17 protein-coding genes are annotated in these 20,435 nt (G+C 58.6%); 8 read left to right on the top strand and 9 right to left on the bottom strand.

Going from position 1 to position 20,435, the window contains the following annotated elements; all coding sequences use genetic code 11:
• Positions 1–142 precede the first annotated feature (142 nt).
• Together ACB034_RS00470 and ACB034_RS00475 are read right to left on the bottom strand one after the other, a co-directional pair.
• Positions 143–595: a C40 family peptidase gene (locus tag ACB034_RS00470; RefSeq protein WP_371171798.1), complete on the bottom strand. Its 453-nt coding sequence runs from the start codon at positions 593–595 to the stop codon at positions 143–145.
• 163 nt (positions 596–758) lie between these two features.
• Positions 759–1,667, bottom strand: coding sequence for a hydrogen peroxide-inducible genes activator (locus ACB034_RS00475; protein WP_042028560.1), 909 nt, complete (start codon positions 1,665–1,667; stop codon positions 759–761).
• Positions 1,668–1,812: 145 nt separating this feature from the next.
• On the opposite strand from ACB034_RS00475, the gene ACB034_RS00480 reads away from it, so the two are divergent.
• Entirely contained in the window at positions 1,813–2,415 is a 603-nt protein-coding gene (locus tag ACB034_RS00480; protein WP_026457190.1) for a peroxiredoxin C, read from the top strand.
• 144 nt (positions 2,416–2,559) lie between these two features.
• Here the strand turns inward: ACB034_RS00480 and ACB034_RS00485 are convergent, their stop codons facing one another.
• From ACB034_RS00485 to ACB034_RS00510, 6 genes are all read right to left on the bottom strand, one after another.
• Entirely contained in the window at positions 2,560–3,525 is a 966-nt protein-coding gene (locus ACB034_RS00485) for an alpha-L-glutamate ligase-like protein (protein ID WP_124240150.1), read from the bottom strand.
• 3 nt (positions 3,526–3,528) lie between these two features.
• Positions 3,529–5,067, bottom strand: coding sequence for an inactive transglutaminase family protein (locus ACB034_RS00490; protein ID WP_026457188.1), 1,539 nt, complete (start codon positions 5,065–5,067; stop codon positions 3,529–3,531).
• Positions 5,068–5,070: 3 nt separating this feature from the next.
• A complete protein-coding gene (locus tag ACB034_RS00495; protein ID WP_371172055.1) occupies positions 5,071–5,829 on the bottom strand; it encodes an ATP-dependent zinc protease in 759 nt (252 codons plus the stop codon).
• Positions 5,830–5,911: 82 nt separating this feature from the next.
• Positions 5,912–6,889: a tRNA 5-methoxyuridine(34)/uridine 5-oxyacetic acid(34) synthase CmoB gene (gene cmoB, locus ACB034_RS00500; RefSeq protein WP_371171799.1), complete on the bottom strand. Its 978-nt coding sequence runs from the start codon at positions 6,887–6,889 to the stop codon at positions 5,912–5,914.
• Positions 6,886–7,635 (bottom strand): carboxy-S-adenosyl-L-methionine synthase CmoA, encoded by a 750-nt coding sequence (gene cmoA, locus ACB034_RS00505; RefSeq protein ID WP_026458743.1) that lies wholly within the window; start codon positions 7,633–7,635, stop codon positions 6,886–6,888. Before cmoA ends, cmoB begins: the two co-directional genes overlap by 4 nt.
• A 321-nt stretch (positions 7,636–7,956) precedes the next feature.
• Positions 7,957–8,805, bottom strand: a complete 849-nt coding sequence (locus ACB034_RS00510) for a DUF72 domain-containing protein (RefSeq protein ID WP_371171800.1) — start codon at positions 8,803–8,805, stop codon at positions 7,957–7,959.
• A 163-nt stretch (positions 8,806–8,968) separates the two neighbouring features.
• Between ACB034_RS00510 and ACB034_RS00515 the strand changes: the two genes are divergently transcribed.
• The 3 genes from ACB034_RS00515 (at position 8,969) to ACB034_RS00525 (ending at position 11,850) form a co-directional block, all read left to right on the top strand.
• On the top strand, positions 8,969–9,220 hold the full coding sequence (locus tag ACB034_RS00515; RefSeq protein ID WP_005337686.1) for an FmdB family zinc ribbon protein: 252 nt from the start codon (positions 8,969–8,971) through the stop codon (positions 9,218–9,220).
• Between the two features lie 32 nt (positions 9,221–9,252).
• Positions 9,253–11,019, top strand: coding sequence for an aspartate--tRNA ligase (gene aspS, locus ACB034_RS00520; RefSeq protein ID WP_201941080.1), 1,767 nt, complete (start codon positions 9,253–9,255; stop codon positions 11,017–11,019).
• Positions 11,020–11,109: 90 nt separating this feature from the next.
• Positions 11,110–11,850 (top strand): YebC/PmpR family DNA-binding transcriptional regulator, encoded by a 741-nt coding sequence (locus ACB034_RS00525; RefSeq protein ID WP_042069917.1) that lies wholly within the window; start codon positions 11,110–11,112, stop codon positions 11,848–11,850.
• Positions 11,851–12,225: 375 nt separating this feature from the next.
• On the opposite strand, the gene adhE is transcribed toward ACB034_RS00525, so the two are convergent.
• Positions 12,226–14,892 (bottom strand): bifunctional acetaldehyde-CoA/alcohol dehydrogenase, encoded by a 2,667-nt coding sequence (gene adhE, locus ACB034_RS00530; RefSeq protein ID WP_371171801.1) that lies wholly within the window; start codon positions 14,890–14,892, stop codon positions 12,226–12,228.
• A 970-nt stretch (positions 14,893–15,862) separates the two neighbouring features.
• Between adhE and ACB034_RS00535 the strand changes: the two genes are divergently transcribed.
• The 4 genes from ACB034_RS00535 (at position 15,863) to oppC (ending at position 20,346) form a co-directional block, all read left to right on the top strand.
• Positions 15,863–16,498, top strand: coding sequence for a YchE family NAAT transporter (locus ACB034_RS00535; RefSeq protein WP_042028570.1), 636 nt, complete (start codon positions 15,863–15,865; stop codon positions 16,496–16,498).
• A gap of 280 nt (positions 16,499–16,778) precedes the next feature.
• Positions 16,779–18,398, top strand: coding sequence for an ABC transporter substrate-binding protein (locus ACB034_RS00540; RefSeq protein WP_371171802.1), 1,620 nt, complete (start codon positions 16,779–16,781; stop codon positions 18,396–18,398).
• Between the two features lie 101 nt (positions 18,399–18,499).
• On the top strand, positions 18,500–19,420 hold the full coding sequence (gene oppB / locus ACB034_RS00545; protein WP_371171803.1) for an oligopeptide ABC transporter permease OppB: 921 nt from the start codon (positions 18,500–18,502) through the stop codon (positions 19,418–19,420).
• A 14-nt stretch (positions 19,421–19,434) separates the two neighbouring features.
• Complete coding sequence (gene oppC, locus ACB034_RS00550; protein WP_042028575.1) at positions 19,435–20,346, top strand: oligopeptide ABC transporter permease OppC; 912 nt, start codon at positions 19,435–19,437, stop codon at positions 20,344–20,346.
• Positions 20,347–20,435: the final 89 nt, after the last annotated feature.

Raw genomic sequence — 20,435 nt, forward strand, 5'->3', positions numbered from 1 at the left:
GCAACAGGGCTATGCCTGAAAAAGGGTCACCACTTTATCACAAAATGAGCAGAAACGCAGGTTTTGGGTTCAATTGGGTTATAAGCAATGATCCATGGCCCTTCACGGGAAGATGAAAGGACTGGTAAGTGGGCCTGGTACCTTATTGGGTCAGGCGGCGAGCCTGCCAGTAGCGGCTGTTCCAGTAGACATTGTCGAGACGGGAGCGGATCACCCCCTTGCTGGTGGAGGCGTGGATAAACTCCCCCGATCCCGTGTAGACCCCGACGTGGTACTGGCGCCAGCCGGTCTTGAAGAAGACCAGATCCCCGTGTTGCAGCCGATAACGTTCGACCGGTGTGCCGAGGGTGGCCTGGGATTCTGTGGTTCTGGGCAGGGAAAACCCCATTACCTGCTGGTAGGCCAGCTGGGTGAAGGCGGAGCAGTCGAGGCCGGCCCGGGTCGAGCCCCCCATGCGATAGGGTACGCCGCGCCACTGCTGGTAGAAGCCGTCGAAGGCACTGCTCTGGCGAGGGGCGGGTAGCGTGGGTTCGGGAGTACTGGAGCAGGCAGCCAGCAGCAGGGTCAGTATGGATAGCAGCAAGAAACGATACATCGGTGCTCTCTCTACAGATCAGGCTTGGACACCGGCGTCAGAAGATGACCGGCACGACAACTTTTCCATCATAAACAGGGATCTGGCCCAAGACCTAGTCTCAAATGGCAAAAATGCGGGGCTGCGTTAAAAAAAACGCCAGCCGGAGGGCTGGCGTTTGAGCTTATTTGGCCGGGCTGATCAGCGGGGTGAGCAGCTCCGCCAGCTTGTAGAAGGTCTGCACCCGGGTTGTGCTGGGACGCCACACCAGGCCTATCTCGCGGTAGGATTTTTCGCCGGGCAGCGGGATGGCCACCAGATCCGAGTTGTCGAGAATGCCGGCATCTATGGCCATCTGGGGCAGGAAGGTGGTGCCCAGGCCCGCCTCTACCATCTGCACCAGGGTGTGCAGGCTGGTGGCCGCGAACGGGTTGATCTTGCTCTTGTCCCGCAGGCGACAGGCGCTGACCGCATGTTCGGTGAGGCAGTGCTCCCGCTCCAGCAGGAAGATGCTCTGGTTGGGCAATTCCTTGTAGTCGAACGGGGTGTGCAGCCCGGCCGCCATGCTGGCAGGCATCACCATGTGGAAGGGATCCTGGCCGACGGTCTTGCAGTGAAAGCCGCCGATCTCGATGGGCAGCGCCAGGATCAGCAGATCAAGCTGACCCTGCTCCAGCTGTTTGAGCAGATTGCTGGTGGTGTCTTCACGCAGCAACAATTCGAGGTCAGGATAGGTCTTGCTGCACACCTTCAGCAGTTTGCTGAGCAGGAAGGGGGCAATGGTGGGGATGCAGCCGAGGCGCACTGTCCCCTGCATGACTCCCCCCTGATGTTGACCTAGTTCCATCAGATCCCGCGCGTCGGAGAGCAAATTGCGAGCCCGCTCGACGATTTCCATGCCGACCGGGGTCATAATGAAGCTCTTGTGGTCCCGCTCCACCAGTTGCAGGTTCATCATGTCCTCCAGGGTCTGGATCCCGGTACTCAGGGTCGACTGGCTGACATGGCAAGCCTTGGCGGCGCGGTTGAAGTTTTTGTGCTCGTCGAGAGCAACCAGATATTGCAGCTGTTTGAGGCTGGGCCAACGTTGCATAGAAAAACCCGATTAATGCTATCTATTTAATTTGATTTGACTAATCTACCACCGGGCCTATAGTTTGTCGCTTGAATTAGATGGACCAGGCCCAAGGTGGCCCAATCCTGAGCGGATTGTTCACTTCACAAAAGAGGAATTGAATATGGTATTGGTAGGCCGTCCCGCACCCGATTTTACTGCCGCAGCCGTTCTGGGTAATGGCGAAATCGTTGATTCTTTCAACCTGTCATCCCACATCAAAGGCAAAGCCGCCGTTGTCTTCTTTTACCCCCTCGACTTCACTTTCGTCTGCCCGTCCGAACTGATCGCCTTCGATCATCGTTATGAAGAGTTCCAGAAGCGTGGCGTGGAAGTGATCGGTGTTTCCATCGATTCCCAGTTCTCCCACAACGCCTGGCGCAACACCAAGGTGGAAGATGGCGGCATCGGCCAGGTCAAGTACCCGCTGATCGCCGACGTGAAGCACGAGATCTGCAAGGCGTATGACGTCGAGCATCCGGAAGCCGGTGTTGCCTTCCGTGGCTCCTTCCTGATCGACAAGAACGGCGTGGTTCGTCATCAGGTGGTGAACGATCTGCCGCTGGGTCGCAACATCGACGAAATGTTGCGCATGGTCGACGCCCTGCAATTCCACGAAGAGCACGGCGAAGTGTGCCCGGCTCAGTGGGAAAAGGGCAAGAAAGGCATGCAGGCCTCTCCGGATGGCGTAGCCAAATACCTGTCCGAGAACGCCGACGCCCTGTAATGGGTTGATGCGAAGTAAAAAACCGGTGCCAAGGCGCCGGTTTTTTTATGCCTGTTATTTGGATGGTGGATGCAGTAACAGCTTGTAGGGCAGGTATAAAAAAGCGCGCCATGGGCGCGCTTTTGGCATCGGGTAGCAACCGGATTATTCGTCGAAGATCCCGAAGTGATCCTTGGCGAAGTTGACCCGCTGCTCCACGTTCATCTTGACCTGGCCCAGCTTCTCAATGGTCTTGAGGTTGGGCACCAGGCCGCGGCCGTTGGCGATCTGGATGGCAAGGCCCGGACGGGCGTTGAGTTCCAGCAGCATGGGGCCGCGGAACTTGTCCAGCACCATGTCGGTCCCGATATAGCCGAGCCCCGACATCTCGTAGCAGGAGGCGGCCAGGGTCAGCAGGGTATCCCAGTGGGGCACCCTGAGATCGTAGAGGTCGAGTCCCGTATCCGGATGGTGGCGGATGGGTGAGCCAAACTGTACCGCCCGCAGGGCGCGACCGGTTCGCAGGCACAAACCCACTCCCACGGCGCCTTGGTGCAGGTTCGCTTTGCCGTCGGAGGCAGAAGTGGAGAGGCGCATCATGGCCATCACCGGGAAGCCCTTGAAGATGATGACCCGGGAGTCGGGCACCCCTTCAAACGAGTAGCCGTCGAACACGTCATCGAAGTTGATGAGCCCTTCTACCAGCGCCACGTCCGGCTTGCCCCCCAGAGAGTAGAGCCCCGCCAGGATGTTGGAGACATGGCGCTCCAGATCCTGGCCATTGCAGGCACTGCCGTTGGGTTTGTAGAAGAGGCCATCTTCCTGACGCAGGATCACCAGGATCCCCTTGCCGCCGGAACCCCGGGCCGGCTTGATGCAGAAGCCCGGCCACTCTTTCACCAGCTCGGTGATCTGTCCCACCCCGTGCTGCTCGCGGATGGTGCCGATGAGATCCGGCACCGTCACGCCTGCATCCAGCGCGATGCGCTTGGTCTGCAGCTTGTCATCCACCAGTGGGTAGAGACGGCGCGGGTTGTAGCGGCTGATGTAGGAGTGGTTGCGCTTGTTCATGCCGAGGATGCCTGACTGAGACAGGCTCCACGGGGTGGTGTACTTTTCCCAGAACCACATCTGTTACTTGTCCTTACCCGGCGTGGCGCCAGACTTCATCTCGTCCACCAGCGGCTTGAAGCGCTTGAGCTCGCTCAGCTTGTAACCGGTGTAGTTACCCATCAGCAGCACGGTCGCCATCAGCACCAGTTGCAGACCGAGGAAGTTGAAGGTGAGGTGACGGATCAGTTCGTTATCCATGGCCAGGTAGGCGATGACGGCCACCAGCAGGGAACCGCCGCCCTGGCGGAACACCTCTTTCGGACCCTCTTCTTCCCACAGGATGGACATCCGCTCTATGGTCCAGGAGAGGATGATCATCGGGAAGAAGGTGATCTTCATGCCGTCGGTCAGCCCCAGCTTGAAGGCGAATGCGGAGAAGATGCCGATCATCGAGATCACCATGATGATGATCGCCGATATCCGGGCGACCAGCAGCAGGTTCAACCTCGAGAGGTAGGAACGGATGATAAGGCCGGTGCCCACGATAAGCAGGAAACCAATGAGACCGGTCACCAGCGAGGTCTGGATGAAGGCGACCGCGATCAGCACCGGCATGAAGGTGCCCGAAGTCTTGATCCCCACCAGTACCCGCAGGAACACCACCATCAGCACGCCGATAGGAATGAGCAGCAGGCCTTTGAACAGGGCTTGCTCTTCCAGCGGCAGGCTGTGGATGGAGAAGTTCAACATCTCGGATTTTTCGAACTTCTGGGCCAGCGCGACGCTCACCGGTTGCTCCTGCTCGATCATCGAGAAGGTGACGCGGGAGTTGTGACCGCCGGTCACGTCCAGCAGGGCGCCCGAGTTGTACTCCCACAGCAGCAGGTTGGCCGGGCGGCCCTGTTCACCGGTCTGCGGGTTGAACAGCTTGTAGTCGGTCGGGCTGTTGAAGACTTGCAGGTAATCCACCAGCTCCTGGCGACGGCGGCCATCTTCCAGATTGAGGGCATGGACCACACGGGCCGGAATGTCGGCGTTGTTGAGCAGCTCGGCGATCAGGTTGGCACGAGACTTGTTCTTTTTCAGCAGCTCGGCGTTCTGTTCCTGCTTCTCGATCTCCTTGATGATCTCGCGAGTCAGGGTATAGCCGTCGGCGGAGCGTTCCTGGGCACGTTCCAGGATCTGCTTCATCGCGGTGGCATAGGGTTCGCTCTCGATCTGCTTCTCGATGGCAGGCGGCTGCGGGTTGGCGGCTGGCTTGGCGTGAGCATCCGCCATCATGTCGACGCGGTAGTAGAGCTCCTGACGGCCGGAAGCGGTGCGAATTGACCACTCGGCGCGGGCATCGCCATCTTTTTCGACAAACGAAAGGCCGTAGCCGGGGCTAGCGGCATTCTCGTTCATCAGGGTGAAACCGGGCTGGGTGCCAGGAATAGCCAGGGAGGCGATCACCGGCTCACCGGTGGCATCAAACTCCAGCTTGGCCTCGATGGACCAAATCTGGCGCTTTTCACCCGGCGTCAGGGGCACGTCCAGGGCGATGTGGTGATAGAGGGTCATCCCCAGGCCGACAATGTACAGCAGGGCAACCAGCAAATAGAACGGCTTGCGAGAAACCATGGATTATTTCACATCCTTGAGCTTGGGTTTGGACTGGATATATTCACGGGCCACGTCGACCACAGCGATATCCTTGAGGAACTCACGACCCAGCAGCACGGGGAAGGTCATGTCGCTGCGGTCTTTCAGGGTAAATTCGGCCTTTTCGGTCATATCGCCGATACGCACTGCCAGGCGAACCACGGGGCGACGGTCCAGATCGTCAGCGGAGGCCTGACGCACCCGCACGTGACGCACCAGCGGCGCCTCGATCTGGATCTTGTCGTCCATCTCCTGATGGCTCAGGAAGAAGCGCACCCAGTTCTTGCCGTTGCGCTCGAAGATGGTGATCTCCTGGGCGCTGATGGAGGAGGTGGTGGCGCCAGTATCGACCCGAGCCTGGAAGGCGTCGTTGGCGGCATCGACCCAGATCCACTCCGCTTCACCCACCAGCAGTTTGCCATCTATGGTGTGGCCCTGATCCGGGGCGGGGCATTTTGCCGCCGGAATTGGCAGGGGTTTGGGCGGTTCGGTCGGGAGGCTCGCGAGCTTGTGATCTACGTGCTTGACGGACTCTTTCATCTTGGTGACATCGGTGTTGAGCTGAACCAGCAGATGCTGTTGCTGGGCATACTGCTTCTGCTGCTGTTCCATGGCTGTTTGCAGGCGCTGTTCACTCTGGCTGAGCTCGCTACGCAGCTCGGCCAGGGTCAGAGCGGGGACCTGGGGAGGTTTTTCCATATTGACACACCCGCCGAGACTAAGCAGGGAGAGCAGGGTCATTCCTTTTAATTTGCTTTTCATGTCATTCATTTAACTGTGCTTCCTGGAATTTGGTCAGTGTAACGTCCACAGCAGCCATCGGCTAGTCTTTGGCCTTGCGCGCAATCAGTACGGCCCGCTTGGGGGCCGGGTGTCCTTCTACCGTGAGCGCCGGATTGTCCGGATCCAGATAATCACTCAGGGATTCATTAATCATCCAGTCGGTACGACGCTGTTCGTCGGTGCTGGTCATATTCTCGTCGACGATCCGCACATCGGTAAAACCGCAGCGTTCAACCCAGAGCTTGAGTGCTGCGCTGGACGGGATGAACCAGACGTTGCGCATCTTGCCGTAGCGGTCGGTGGGCATCAGTACGTCATTGACGCCGCCGTCGATCACCAGGGTCTCCAGCACCAGCTCGCCATCGTCTTTGAGCTGGTTGCGCAGCTGCTCGATGTGCTCGATGGGGGATTTGCGGTGATAGAGCACCCCCATGGAGAAGACGGTATCGAAGGCGCGCAGCTCCGGCAGCTCCTGGATGCCAAGGGGCAGCAGGTGGGCACGCTGGTCATTGCCTGCGAAGTGGCGAATGGCCTCGAACTGGCAGAGGAACAGTGGGCTCGGATCGATGCCGACCGCCAGCTTGGCCCCTTCACCCACCATGCGCCAGAGGTGATAGCCGCTGCCGCAGCCAACATCCAGCACATAACGTCCCGCCAGCGGGCTGATGTGGGGCAGCACCCGATCCCACTTCCAGTCGGAACGCCATTCGGTATCGATGTGGATGCCGTGCACGGTGAAGGGCCCCTTGCGCCAGGGCATGAAGTGGCGCAGCAGGCTCTCGACCTTCTTGCGTTCGCCTTCCCCCAGGCTTTCGGTCGAGCCAATCTCGACCCGCTCTTTCAACTCGATCTGGTCAGGTTCAACCTGGGGCAGTTTGTTGAGGGCCCGATTCCAGCGCGGCAGATCCCCGTGCTGGTTGTCATGCTGCCAGGCGTGCAGCTGGGCGGGCAGGGTATGCAGCCAGTGGCTCAGGCGGTTCTTGGCGATCAGCTGATAGAAGTTGGCAAAGTCGATCATGGCTGTTCGCTCCCGCTCGATTTGATGGCGATCATGGAGCCGAAGTTGAAGCACTGGAACCAGAGATCCTGATGGGCGAAGCCGGCCTCCCGCAGGCGGGCCTGATGTACCGGCAGGCTGTCGGTGCGCATCACGTTCTCGAGGGCGGTGCGCTTCTGGCTGATCTCGAGTTCGCTGTAGCCGTTGGCCCGTTTGAAGTCGAGGTGCAGGTCGATGAGCAGCTCGTTGACCGGTTCGTCCTCGAAACGGAACTTCTCGCTGAGGATCAGGATGCCGCCCGGGCGCAGGCCGTCGTGAATGCGCTGGATGAGGGCGGCCCGTTTTTCGGGATCCACGAACTGCAGGGTGAAGTTGAGCACCACCACGGAGGCGTTCTCGATTTCGATGTCGCAGATGTCTGCCTCCACCAGCTCCACCGGCACCTCGGATTTGAAGCCGGAGAGGTGGGCACGGGCCCGCTCGATCATGGGATGGGAGAGATCGACCGCCGTGATGCGACAACCCGGTTGATTGACATGGCGGCGCATCGCCTGGGTGGCGGCCCCGAGGGAGCAGCCGAGATCGTAGAGTCGGCTCTCGGGCTGGGCGTAGCGGGCGGCCATCATGCCGATGGCGGAGATGATGTTGCTGTAACCCGGCACCGATCGCTGGATCATGTCGGGAAAGACGTCGACGACCTGCTCGTCAAAACAGAAATCCCCCAGTCGGGCGATGGGGGCGGCAAAAATTTGATCTTTGGTATGCATGCTGGCGCAACCTGACCGTCGTTGAATAAACCGACGGCATTGTTCAATTGAGTCGTTGAGTGATAGCCATCAGAGTTGATATATCACCTTCTTTACGAACGGGTGACGGGTCATGAGCTCCCTGGACCGGCCCTGTTCGTACGGGTCATGTTCCGGACCCTTGAACCGGAGCCCCGTCGTCGGTTGCAACGGATTGCAATGCGAAACATTCGGGCCCCTCGCTTGGGGCGCTAGTGTAGAGGATTGTAGGCCATTTGTCTTGGCGCCAGGCCCAGCCAGACCAGAAAAATACGGCTTTTTTTACGCATCAGCCGATGGCGCTCAAAAGGGCAGCACTCCCTGGCGCGCGCGATCGTTTTCCCCCGGCCAGGAGGCCATCTCCTGACCAAGCAGATGGCTGATCTGGCGAGCAAGCTCCGGGGCTCTGGCGTTGTCGGCGGTGTGGATGAACAGGTAGAGATCCTTGCCCTCGGCGAGCCACTGCTGCCAGTGGGGGAGCCAGCCCGGCAAGAAGGGGTGATTGGCCGCCGGATCCGGCAGGCCGATGAGGCGCACCACAGGGGCTCGAGCGGTGGCCAGCAGATGTACCGGCAGCCTGGGTTTCTTGCCCTGGGCATCGATCATGGCAGCTGTGGTGGCCGGTACCGAGAAGAGCGGTCGGCTGTCCAGCATGATGCGGTTGATGCCCTTCTCCATCAACATCCTGTTCAGGGCGCGTTCGACCTCGCCCTTGGCGAAGAAATCGGGATGGCGTACCTCAAGGGCATAACGAAATTCGCCCGGCAACCGGTTGAAAAAGGCCTGCAGGCGGGGCAGTCCTTCGGGGCCGAAGCGGGCGGGCAGCTGCAGGGTGAGCAGCCCCAGCTTGTCGTGCAGCGGGGCGAGCAGCGCGATAAAGTCCGCTACCTGCTTGTCCGTGCTCACCAGATCGCTCTGGTGGCTGATGGTTTGCGGAAACTTGAAGTTGAAGCGAAAACGGGCTGGCACCGCATCGGCCCAGCGCTGTACCGTCTCGGGTGTCGGCAGGGCGTAGAAGGTGGTGTTTCCTTCCACCGAGTCGAACACGCTGGCGTAGTGGGCTAGGTGCTCGGCGGGTTTGGCGCCCAGGCCAAGCAGTTGCCCCGGCCAGGCGGGGTGGGACCATTGCGGCAGGCCCAGATAGAGGCTCATGCTGGTTGTTTGCTCCGCTCATGGAGAAGGTGCGACGTTTTTTTGGCCGAATTTAGGCATCGGAGGCAAAAAAACTGGGCAAAGGGGGTTGCTGGCCATTTTACCCAAATGGGGGTTTTCCTCTATAATGCCAGCCCTTTTGTTTTTCAATTTCTTGTGACCCATGCCTATCTACGAATATCGTTGCGACGTCTGTGGCCATGAATTGGCAAAACTGCAAAAGCTTTCCGATGCCCCCCTGACCGACTGCCCGGCCTGTAGCAAGCCGAATCTGGTCAAGCTGATATCGGCGGCAGGCTTCCGGCTCAAGGGAACCGGATGGTACGAGACTGATTTCAAACCGGGTAAGAAAAAGAATCTGGCCAGCTGTGAGACAGACGGTGCTTGCCAGTCGTGCCCGGCGGCCCAAGGTTAACCGTCTCTCTACAATTTCGAAGGAAGAAGTCCATGCGCTCTATCTATTGCGGACAGGTCAATGAGGCCCATGAAGGGCAGACCATTACATTGTGCGGTTGGGTCCACCGTCGTCGTGATCTCGGCGGTCTGATCTTTATCGACATGCGCGATCGCGAAGGGATCGTGCAGGTGTTCTTCGATCCGGACAAGCCGGAAGCGTTCGCTCTGGCCTCCGAGCTGCGTGGCGAGTTCTGCATCCAGGTGACCGGCGTGGTGCGCACCCGTCCGGAGTCCCAGCGCAACAGCGACATGGCCACCGGTGCCATCGAGGTGTTCGCCCACGAGCTCACCATCATCAACCGCGCCGAGCCGCTGCCCCTTGACTTCAACCAGGTCAACAGCGAAGAGATCAGCCTCAAGTACCGCTACCTGGACTTGCGTCGCCCCGAGATGGCCAAGTACCTGAAGACCCGCGCCAAGGCCAGTGCCTTCGTGCGCCGCTTCATGGACGAGCACGGCTTCCTCGACATCGAGACCCCGATGCTGACCAAGGCCACCCCGGAAGGGGCCCGTGACTACCTGGTGCCGAGCCGTGTGCACAAGGGCAAGTTCTACGCCCTGCCGCAGTCCCCGCAGCTGTTCAAGCAGTTGCTGATGATGTCCGGCTTCGACCGCTACTACCAGATCGTCAAGTGCTTCCGCGACGAAGACCTGCGTGCCGACCGTCAGCCGGAATTCACCCAGATCGACGTGGAGACCTCCTTCATGACCGCACCGCAAGTGCGTGAGGTGATGGAAGAGATGATCCGCAAACTGTGGCTGCATATCCTGAACGTGGATCTGGGCGACTTCCCCATCATGACCTTCGACGAGGCGATGCGCCGCTTTGGCTCCGACAAGCCGGATCTGCGTCTGCCGATGGAACTGGTGGATGTGGCAGATCTGCTGACCGCCGTCGAGTTCGCCGTGTTTGCCGGCCCTGCCAACGATCCGAAAGGCCGTGTGGCTGCCCTGAAAGTACCGGGTGGCGCCGAGCTCTCCCGCAAGCAGATCGACGAGTACACCAAGTTCGTCGGCATCTACGGTGCCAAGGGCCTGGCCTGGATGAAGGTCAACGAGGCCGGGAGCGGCATCGAAGGCGTACAGTCCCCGGTGGCCAAGTTCCTCTCTGACGAGATCGTGCGCGAGATCCTGGCCCGTACCGGCGCGGCCGATGGCGACATCATCTTCTTTGGCGCCGACTCCAAGAAAGTTGTGTGCGACGCCATGGGGGCCCTGCGCCTGAAAGTGGGCCGCGATCTGGGTCTGCTGGAGAACAGCTGGAAGCCCCTGTGGGTCATCGACTTCCCGATGTTCGAGGAAGATGGCGAAGGCGGTCTGGCTGCCATGCACCACCCCTTCACCGCGCCGAGCAACCTGAGCCCGGAACAGCTGAAAGCCAATCCGCTGGGTGCTTACGCCAACGCCTACGACATGGTGATCAACGGCTACGAAGTAGGTGGCGGCTCCGTGCGTATCCATAACAGCGAAATGCAGGCCACCGTGTTCGACATCCTGGGTATTACCCCGGACGAACAGCGCCTGAAGTTCGGCTTCCTGCTGGATGCCCTGAAATACGGTACCCCGCCCCACGCCGGTCTGGCCTTTGGCCTGGACCGCCTCAGCATGCTGCTGACCGGTACCGACAACATTCGGGACGTGATTGCCTTCCCGAAAACCACCGCGGCCGCCTGTCTGATGACAGACGCCCCCAGCTTCGCCAACCCGGCCCAACTGGGTGAATTGGCGATTGCGACCACCGTCAAGGGTGATGAATAAGCCGTAATCCGGCACCAAAGGCCGCAGCAATGCGGCCTTTCACGTTTCCCCTTGTGTTACTGAAAGTTAAAAATATAACGGAGAGTCCCTATGGCAGGTCACAGTAAATGGGCCAACATCAAACACCGCAAGGCCGCTCAGGATGCCAAGCGTGGCAAGATCTTCACCAAGCTGATCCGCGAAATCACCACCTCCGCGCGTCTCGGTGATGCGGATCCGGCCAACAACCCGCGTCTGCGTGCGGCGGTGACGGCAGCCCTGACCAACAACATGACTCGCGATACCATCAACCGCGCCATCCAGCGTGGCGCTGGCGGTGGTGACGGCGAGCAGCTCGAGACTATCGTGTACGAAGGCTACGGCCCGGCCGGTACCGCCGTCATGGTGGAGTGCCTGACCGACAACCGTAACCGTACCGTCTCCGAAGTGCGTCATGCCTTCAGCAAGAGCGGTGGCAACCTGGGTACCGACGGTTCCGTCTCCTACCTCTTCACCAAGAAGGGCCTGCTGACCTTCGTGGGCGTCGATGAAGATGCCCTGATGGATGCTGCCCTGGAAGCGGGTGCTGACGACGTGGTGACCGAAGAGGATGGTTCCATCGAGGTGTACACCACCCCGAACGATTTCGGTACCGTGCTCGACGGTCTGGAAGCCGCCGGCTTCAAGGCCCAGAGCGCCGAAGTGACCATGATCCCTTCCACTGAAGCCGAACTGGATGCCGAGACCGCGCCCAAGCTGATGCGCCTCATCGACATGCTGGAAGATCTGGACGACGTGCAGGAGGTGTACCACAACGGTTCCATTTCCGACGAAGTGGCCGCGACCCTCTGATCGCCCGCTCATGCTCTCCCGATGGCAGCCAGATGGCTGCCATTTTTTTATCCCGTCGGTAAAACCGGCTCTCTTTTTTCTTATCCTCGCTTAACGCTCCAGTCCTACTGACTCTTCTTGTCCGCTGGCGGTAGATGCGCTCGCCGTGGTTGTGCCTTCGCCTTCGTCTGATTGAGAGGGGGAAAATGCTGTGACTTGTCTGTGGGGACGGGCTGCACTTGGCACTGATTGCGGATGTCATAGCGAACAATGGGAGCATACGGCTGGCAATGCGGGGGGAGGGGAGGTTCTGTTGTCCGGTAAAGAAGGTGCAGGCTTTCAGGCAAAGAAAAGCCCGCGCAGTGGCGCGGGCTTTTTTAATCTCGGGACCGCTTATCAGGCCTTGGATTTTTTCTTGCTGGTTTCGGCTTTCACTTCCACCTTGTCAGCTACCTGGGCTTCTTCGGAGAAGGGACGGCCGTAGTAGGTATCCAGCAGGATGGCTTTCAGCTCGCTGATCAGCGGGTAGCGCGGGTTGGCGCCGGTGCACTGGTCATCGAAGGCTTCAACGGCCAGCTGGTCAACCTTGGCCAGGAAGTCGGCTTCGGCAACACCTGCGTCACGGATGGAGGCCGGGATGCCCAGGGTCGCTTTCAGCTCGTCCAGCCAGGCCAGCAGCTTCTCGATCTTGGCGGCGGTACGGTCACCGGCGGCAGTCAGACCCAGGTGGTCAGCCACTTCGGCGTAGCGACGACGAGCCTGCGGACGGTCGTACTGGGAGAACGCGGTCTGCTTGGTCGGGTTGTCGTTCGCGTTGTAGCGGATGACGTTGCTGATCAGCAGGGCGTTGGCCAGGCCGTGCGGGATGTGGAACTCGGCACCCAGTTTGTGGGCCATGGAGTGGCACACACCCAGGAAGGCGTTGGCGAATGCGATACCGGCGATGGTGGCAGCGTTGTGCACCTTCTCGCGGGCAACCGGGTCGTTGGCCCCGTTCTGGTAGCTGGAGGGCAGGTAGTCCTTCAGCAGTTTCAGGGCTTGCAGTGCCTGGCCGTCGGAGTACTCGTTGGCCAGCACGGAAACATAGGCTTCCATGGCGTGAGTCACGGCGTCGATACCACCGAAGGCGCACAGGGATTTCGGCATGCCCATCACCAGGTTGGCGTCAACGATGGCCATGTTCGGGGTCAGCTCGTAGTCGGCCAGCGGGTATTTCACGCCGGTGGCGTCGTCGGTCACGACCGCAAACGGGGTCACTTCAGAACCGGTACCGGAAGTGGTGGTGATGCAGACCAGCTCGGCCTTCACGCCCATTTTCGGGAACTTGTAGATACGCTTGCGGATGTCCATGAAGCGCATGGCCAGATCTTCGAACGCGGTGTCCGGATGCTCGTACATCACCCACATGATCTTGGCAGCATCCATCGGTGAACCACCGCCCAGGGCGACGATCACGTCCGGCTTGAAGGAGTTGGCCATCTCGGCACCCTTGCGTACCACGGTCAGGGTCGGGTCGGCTTCTACTTCGTAGAACACTTCCACTTCCATCTTCAGGCCCTTGAGCAGACGAACCACTTCGTCGGCGTAGCCGTTGTTGAACAGGAAGCGGTCGGTCACGATCATGGCGCGCTTCTTACCTTCCAGGTCGCTCAGGGCGATCGGCAGGGAACCACGACGGAAGTAGATGGATTTCGGAAGTTTGTGCCACAGCATGTTTTCTGCCCGTTTTGCGACTGTCTTCTTGTTGATCAGGTGCTTGGGACCCACGTTTTCGGAGATGGAGTTGCCACCCCAGGAACCGCAACCCAGGGTCAGGGACGGTGCCATCGCGAAGTTGTACAAGTCACCGATACCACCCTGGGTAGTCGGGGTGTTGATCAGGATACGGGCAGTCTTCATCTTGTCGCCGAAGTACTTGATGCGGTCGGCGTTGCGGTCCTGGTCGGTGTAGAGACCGGAGGTGTGGCCGATACCGCCCAGGTTGACCATGTCACAGGCCATTTCAACGGCTTCTTCAAAGTTCTTGGCACGGAACAGACCCAGAGTCGGGGAGAGCTTCTCGTGAGCGAACTCTTCCTCTTCACAGATCTTCACGCCTTCGCCGATCAGGATCTTGGTGTTGGCAGGCACGGTAACACCGGCCATTTCGGCGATCTTGACCGCAGGCTGGCCCACGATGTTGGCGTTCATGGCGCCGTTGATCAGGATGACTTTACGAACCTTGTCAGCTTCGTCCTTGCTCAGCACATAGCCGTTGTGAGTGGCGAAACGCTCTTTGACCTGTTCATAGATGGAGTCAACCACGATGGCGGCTTGCTCGGAGGCACAGACCACGCCGTTGTCGAAGGTCTTGGACATCAGGATGGAGGCGACGGCGCGCTTCACATCGGCGGTTTCGTCGATGACTACCGGTACGTTACCGGCACCCACGCCGATGGCGGGCTTGCCGGAGGAGTAGGCGGCTTTCACCATGCCCGGGCCACCGGTGGCCAGGATCAGGTTGATGTCGTTGTGCTTCATCAGAGCGTTGGACAGTTCAACAGACGGTTGATCGATCCAGCCGATGATGTCTTTCGGGGCACCGGCGGCAACGGCTGCATCCAGTACCAGCTTGGCTGCGGTATTGGTGGAGTTTTTGGCGCGGGGGTGCGGGGAGAAGATGATGGCGTTGCGGGTCTTCAGGGAGATCAGGGATTTGAAGATCGCGGTGGAGGTCGGGTTAGTGGTCGGTACGATACCGCAGATGATGCCTACCGGCTCGGCGATGGTGATGGTACCCATCTCGTCATCTTCGCTGAGGATGCCGCAGGTCTTTTCTTCTTTGTACTTGTTGTAGATGTATTCGGAGGCGAAGTGGTTCTTGATAACCTTGTCTTCGATGATACCCATACCGGACTCTTCGACGGCCATCTGGGCCAGAGGGATACGGGCGTTGTTGGCGGCCAGGGCGGCGGCACGGAAGATCTTGTCTACCTGCTCTTGGGAGAAGCTGGCGAATTCACGCTGTGCTTCCTTAACGCGGGCGACCAGTGCATCCAGTTCTGCCAAATTGGTTACTGCCATGTTTATCTCCTGATTATTTGAAAACTGTTTAGTAAGACGTTGGCAATGCCCGGCAATTATAGTTGGCCTGTCAAGGCGACAATTACTGCAACAGGGGTATTTACATGCCTTACTAAATTGTTTTCCGAGTCGATTATAGAGCGGGGTAGACCCAGAAAAACTTGATCTCGATCAAGTGTTGCAAAAGAACAAAAGAAATTTTATTTCACAATTTTTTTCTGGTCGGATGTTATCAAGTTGTGGAGTTGAACAAATCCTTTATGAACCCTGAATGAACGGTTTTAGTCCAGATTTTTCATCAAGTTAAGGCTTGATAAACAATTTGGAGGAAACCGCTGCATGACAGCCATCACACAGCCATTGTGATCAAACTTAACCTTTGACACTCGAGTGGTGGCAGATTTTCCACTGTCTGTTATCGATTTGTATATTTTGACCGTTTGGTTTGCCGTTTCTCCCCACCGTTTTTGGCGCTTTTTTACACGCAATTTCGCATTTCCCTTACCTTGGATAGAGGGGGAAGAGGTATGACCCGTTAGGAGCTCGTTATTGCCTTTAGCGTGGTACAAGGTGATCGGAATGCCCTTCCTTGCCGGGCTTCTGCAAAGGTGGTTTAGGCGCTGGCAGGCGGGCTGTGGCTGGCAGCTGGCATCTGATAGGCAATCATGACCCTCGGTTCCTGGTGTTGATCGTTGTGTCAGGAAAACGTCGGAACAGGAGCCGGAAAAACAGCCGCGGCGACAGGGGGGTGTGCCTGGACCACGGATTAGAGGAGGTAGCGACTTGCGCCGCGGAGATCGTTTCGCACTGGCTTATCTGTTGGGAAGAGGGGGAATCATTAGCGGAACTAACTAAAAAACCCCGATATTGGTGAGATTATTTAATTGGTGCGGATCCTGGCTATGGTGTAAATTTACGCACGCATTGATATGGAGTAGCCCGCGGGCTTGCACACTATTGGAAGGGGTCTATGGCGGCAATTGACGTCTCTTTATATCTGAAGTTTTTTGTCGGTTTGTTTGCGATCATCAACCCGCTTGGTCTGTTGCCGGTGTTTGTCAGTCTGACCAGTCACCATACCCCGGCCGAAAGAATGAAGACCAACACGACCGCCAATATCGCCGTGATGGTGATCCTGCTGGTCTCCATGACCATGGGGCAGCTGATCCTGGACGGTTTTGGCATTTCGCTGGCGTCGTTTCGCATCGCCGGCGGTTCGCTTATCACCCTGATCGCCTGGTCCATGCTGCAAGGCAAGCTGGGTGAGGTGAAGCACAACAAGCAGGAGAAAGGGGAGTTGGCGGTGCGCGAATCCATCGCGGTCGTGCCGCTGGCGCTGCCACTGATGGCGGGACCGGGGGCCATCTCGTCGGTCATCGTCTACGCCAGCCAGAGCCACTGGCAGCAGATGCTCGGCATGTCGCTGGTGGTGGTGGTGTTCTCGTTCTGCTCCTGGCTAATCTTTCGCGCCGCCCCCCTGCTGTTCAAGATCATGGGCAATACCGGCATCAACGTGGTGACCCGTATCATGGGTCTTATTATGATGTCGCTGGGTATCGAGATCATGGTGGCCGGGATCAAGGGTGTCTTCCCCAGCCTGATGTGAGCCAGATCCGTTTTATGAAAGCCGGTCCTCGTGACCGGCTTTTTATTGGTTGCTTTTTGAATGCCATTTTCTAGAATCGAGCGATTTGTATAAAAAACCGTCGGTTGCGGGGCATTTAAATACTGAAATTCTTGTCAAAAGCTGTTTTTTTGACCATGGATGGCCGTTGCTCCTGATAATATCTATTGCATCATCACAATAAGCAGGGAATTATGCTGGGAGCGGGTTGTTACCCCGTCATTGAAAAAATTGCATGGAATGTTCTTGTTGGAGTATGGAAATGACTCATAAAAAAACAATGATTAACACCCTCCTGGTGGCCGCGCTGTTTGGTGGCGCCACAATGGCACAAGCCGCCGATGTACCCGCCGGTACCAAGCTGGCCGAAGTGCAGCAGCTGGTCAAAGGCAACGGCTCCGAGCCCGCCACCCTGGACCCGCACAAGACCGAAGGAACGGTCGAATCCAATATCCTGCGCGATCTGTTCGAAGGTCTGGTCGCCTCCGGTCCCAAGGGCGAAGTGCTGCCCGGCGTGGCCGAGTCCTGGGAAACCGCGGACAACAAGAAATATGTGTTCCACCTGCGTAAAGACGCCAAGTGGTCCAACGGTGAGCCGGTCACCGCTCACGATTTCGAATTTGCCTTCAAGCGTGCCGTCGACCCCAAAACCGCCTCTCCCTACTCTTGGTATCTGGAGATCCCGACCATCGTCAACGCCTCCGACATCATCGCTGGCAAGAAGCCTGCCGACACCCTGAGTGTGAAGGCGGTCGATGACTACACCTTCGAGGTGCAACTGGAGAAGGCGATCCCTTACTTTGTCAGCATGCTCTCCCACACCACCACCTACCCGGTGCCGAAAAAAGTGGTCGAGAAGTTTGGTGACAAGTGGACCCAGCCCGGCAACATGGTGTCCAACGGTGCCTATGTGCTGAAAGACTGGGTGGTGAACGAGCGCGTCGATGTGGAGCGCAACAAAAACTACTGGAACGACGCCAAGACCGTCATCAACAAGGTGACCTATCTGCCGATCCAGTCCACCAACGCCGAGTTGAACCGCTACCTGGCCGGTGAAGTGGACATGACCTACCAGATGCCCATCGAGCGCTTCAAGCAGATGAAGAAAGAGAAGCCGGACGAGCTGAAAGTGACCGGTTATGTGGGCACCTACTACTACCAGTACAACGTCAAGCGCAAGCCGTTTGACGATGTACGCGTGCGTACCGCGCTCTCCTACGCCATCGATCGCAACGTGATCGCCGACAAGGTGATGGGCCAGGGCCAGACCCCGGGTTACACCCTGGTGCCTGATTTCGTGGACGGCTTCAAGCCGGTGGCGCCCGAGTGGTCCAAGATGACCCAGGCCGAGCGCGATGCCAAGGCGAAAGCCTTGCTGGCCGAAGCCGGTTTCGATGCCAGCAAGCCGCTGAAGTTCGAGCTGCTCTACAACACCGACGACAACCACAAAAAAGTGGCTGTGGCCGTCGCCTCCATGTGGAAGAAGCTGGGCGTGCAGGTGAGCCTGGTCAACCAGGAGTGGAAGACCTACCTCGAAACCAAGAAACAGGGTCAGTTTGACGTGGGCCGTGCCGGCTGGATCGCCGACTACAACGAAGCCTCCTCCATGCTGGATCTGATGCAGACCACCCACGGCAACAACGACGGCAAATACTCCAACCCGGCGTTTGACAAGCTGATGAACGAGTCCCGCGATCAGGTGGATGTGGAAGCCCGCAACAAGCTCTATGTCCAGGCCGAAGAGATCCTGGCCAAGGACATGCCGATCGCCCCCATCTACCAGTACGTGACTGCCCGCATGGTGAAACCCTATGTGGGTGGCTACCCGGCCAACCCGCTGGACAACCTCTACAGCAAGGACATGTACATCGTCGCCCACTGATGATGTAAAGCAACAAGTCGCATAACAAGCAGGGCCCGCCAGACGGCGGGCCTTTATTACAACCGCGACCATTTGGAAGCAGTACAGGACAGGAATTGTCTATGTTGAAATTTATTCTAAAACGTCTACTGGAAGCGATCCCGACTCTGCTGGTCTTGATCACCGTCTCCTTCTTCATGATGCGTTTCGCCCCGGGCAACCCCTTCACCAGCGAACGCTCGCTCCCCCCCGAAGTCATTGCCAATATCGAAGCCAAATACGGCCTCGACAAGCCCATCGGCATGCAATACTTCACCTATCTGGGCAACCTGGTACAGGGGGATCTGGGGCCCTCTTTCAAATACAAGGACTTCACCGTCAACGATCTGGTGAGCCAGGCCCTGCCTGTCTCGGCCAAGATCGGCTCCTTCGCCTTTCTGTTCGCGGTGACACTGGGGGTGACGTTCGGCACTATAGCGGCCTTGAAACAGAACACTATTATCGATTATCTGCTGATGTCGTCGGCCATGGCGGGGGTGGTGATCCCGGGCTTTGTGCTGGCGCCGCTGCTGGTGCTCTTCTTCAGCATCTATCTGGGCTGGTTCCCGGCCGGTGGCTGGCAGGGGGGCGGCATCCAGTTCATGGTGCTGCCGGTGTTCGGCATGATGATGTACTACATCTCGGCCATCTCGCGCATCATGCGCGGCAGCATGATCGAGACCATGAACTCCAACTTCATCCGCACCGCTCGCGCCAAGGGCTTGCCCCTGCGCCACATCATCCTCAAACACGCCCTGCGCCCGGCCATGCTGCCGGTGGTCTCCTACCTGGGGCCGGCGTTTGTGGGCATCATCACGGGTTCCGTGGTGATCGAGACCATCTTCGGCCTGCCGGGGATAGGTCAGTTGTTCGTCAACGGAGCGCTGAACCGTGACTACTCCATGGTGCTCGGCCTGACCATTCTGGTCGGTGCCCTCACCATCACCTTTAACGCCGTGGTCGATATTCTCTATGCCTTTATCGATCCGAAAATCCGTTATTAATCAGGGAGTAGACCATGGTTGTTTCAACTGAAAAACGCGAGGCCGTCGAGGCCTTCGCCCAGAAAGTGGACGTGGTGGAAGGGCGTTCCCTGTGGAAGGATGCCCGCCGCCGTTTCCTGCGCAACAAGGCGGCGCTCACCAGCCTCATCATCCTGAGCCTGATTGGCCTGGCGGTGATCTTCGGGCCGCACCTGTCCCAGTACACCTTTGACGATCCTGACTGGGGCGCCATGCAGACCGGTCCTGACATGGAGGCGGGCCACTACTTTGGCACCGACAGCCTGGGGCGCGATCTGTTTGTGCGTACCCTGCTCGGCGGGCGCATCTCGCTGATGGTCGGCATCATGGGGGCCATGGTGGCCGTCATCATCGGCACCCTCTATGGTGCCGCCTCCGGTTTTATCGGCGGTCGGGTCGACAGCCTGATGATGCGGGTACTCGAGATCCTCAACGCCTTCCCCTTCATGTTCTTCGTGATCATGCTGGTGACCTTCTTCGGCCGCAATCTGGCGCTTATCTTTATCGCCATCGGGGCAGTGAGCTGGCTCGACATGGCGCGGATCGTCCGTGGCCAGACCCTGAGCCTCAAGAGCAAGGAGTTCATTGAGGCGGCCCATGTTTGCGGCGTCTCCAAGTGGAAGATCATCACCCGCCACATAGTGCCAAACGTGCTCGGTATTGTGGCGGTCTACGCCACCCTGCTGGTGCCGGGGATGATCATGTTTGAATCCTTCCTGAGCTTCTTGGGCCTCGGTGTCCAGGAGCCCATGACCAGCTGGGGTGCCCTGCTGGATGAAGGCTCCAAGTCGATGGAAGTGGCCATCTGGCAACTCCTGTTCCCCGCCGGTTTCATGGTGGTGACCCTGTTCTGTTTCAACTTCCTCGGGGATGGTCTGCGTGACGCCCTCGATCCGAAGGATCGCTAAAAAAGCGCCGAAGGAGCGCTGGAACAACGCGCCGAGGGGCCGCACAGTGCGGCTCAATCTGGCGGATAGCGCATCGGATCGACAGGAAT

Origin of the sequence: Aeromonas sp. S18(2024) (assembly GCF_041402525.1) — a bacterium.
GTDB classification, from domain to species: Bacteria; Pseudomonadota; Gammaproteobacteria; order Enterobacterales; family Aeromonadaceae; genus Aeromonas; species Aeromonas enteropelogenes.

Excerpts from the sequence above, each read along its gene's own strand:
- ACB034_RS00495 (WP_371172055.1), bottom strand. The coding sequence starts at position 5,829 with ATGACCCTGCTCTCCCTGCTTAGTCTCGGCGGGTGTGTCAATATGGAA.
- oppB (WP_371171803.1), top strand. The coding sequence starts at position 18,500 with ATGTTGAAATTTATTCTAAAACGTCTACTGGAAGCGATCCCGACTCTG.
- ACB034_RS00510 (WP_371171800.1), bottom strand. The coding sequence starts at position 8,805 with ATGAGCCTCTATCTGGGCCTGCCGCAATGGTCCCACCCCGCCTGGCCG.
- ACB034_RS00475 (WP_042028560.1), bottom strand. The coding sequence starts at position 1,667 with ATGCAACGTTGGCCCAGCCTCAAACAGCTGCAATATCTGGTTGCTCTC.
- ACB034_RS00480 (WP_026457190.1), top strand. The coding sequence starts at position 1,813 with ATGGTATTGGTAGGCCGTCCCGCACCCGATTTTACTGCCGCAGCCGTT.
- oppC (WP_042028575.1), top strand. The coding sequence starts at position 19,435 with ATGGTTGTTTCAACTGAAAAACGCGAGGCCGTCGAGGCCTTCGCCCAG.
- adhE (WP_371171801.1), bottom strand. The coding sequence starts at position 14,892 with ATGGCAGTAACCAATTTGGCAGAACTGGATGCACTGGTCGCCCGCGTT.
- ACB034_RS00540 (WP_371171802.1), top strand. The coding sequence starts at position 16,779 with ATGACTCATAAAAAAACAATGATTAACACCCTCCTGGTGGCCGCGCTG.
- ACB034_RS00535 (WP_042028570.1), top strand. The coding sequence starts at position 15,863 with ATGGCGGCAATTGACGTCTCTTTATATCTGAAGTTTTTTGTCGGTTTG.
- cmoA (WP_026458743.1), bottom strand. The coding sequence starts at position 7,635 with ATGCATACCAAAGATCAAATTTTTGCCGCCCCCATCGCCCGACTGGGG.
- ACB034_RS00485 (WP_124240150.1), bottom strand. The coding sequence starts at position 3,525 with ATGTGGTTCTGGGAAAAGTACACCACCCCGTGGAGCCTGTCTCAGTCA.
- aspS (WP_201941080.1), top strand. The coding sequence starts at position 9,253 with ATGCGCTCTATCTATTGCGGACAGGTCAATGAGGCCCATGAAGGGCAG.
- cmoB (WP_371171799.1), bottom strand. The coding sequence starts at position 6,889 with ATGATCGACTTTGCCAACTTCTATCAGCTGATCGCCAAGAACCGCCTG.
- ACB034_RS00470 (WP_371171798.1), bottom strand. The coding sequence starts at position 595 with ATGTATCGTTTCTTGCTGCTATCCATACTGACCCTGCTGCTGGCTGCC.
- ACB034_RS00515 (WP_005337686.1), top strand. The coding sequence starts at position 8,969 with ATGCCTATCTACGAATATCGTTGCGACGTCTGTGGCCATGAATTGGCA.
- ACB034_RS00525 (WP_042069917.1), top strand. The coding sequence starts at position 11,110 with ATGGCAGGTCACAGTAAATGGGCCAACATCAAACACCGCAAGGCCGCT.
- ACB034_RS00490 (WP_026457188.1), bottom strand. The coding sequence starts at position 5,067 with ATGGTTTCTCGCAAGCCGTTCTATTTGCTGGTTGCCCTGCTGTACATT.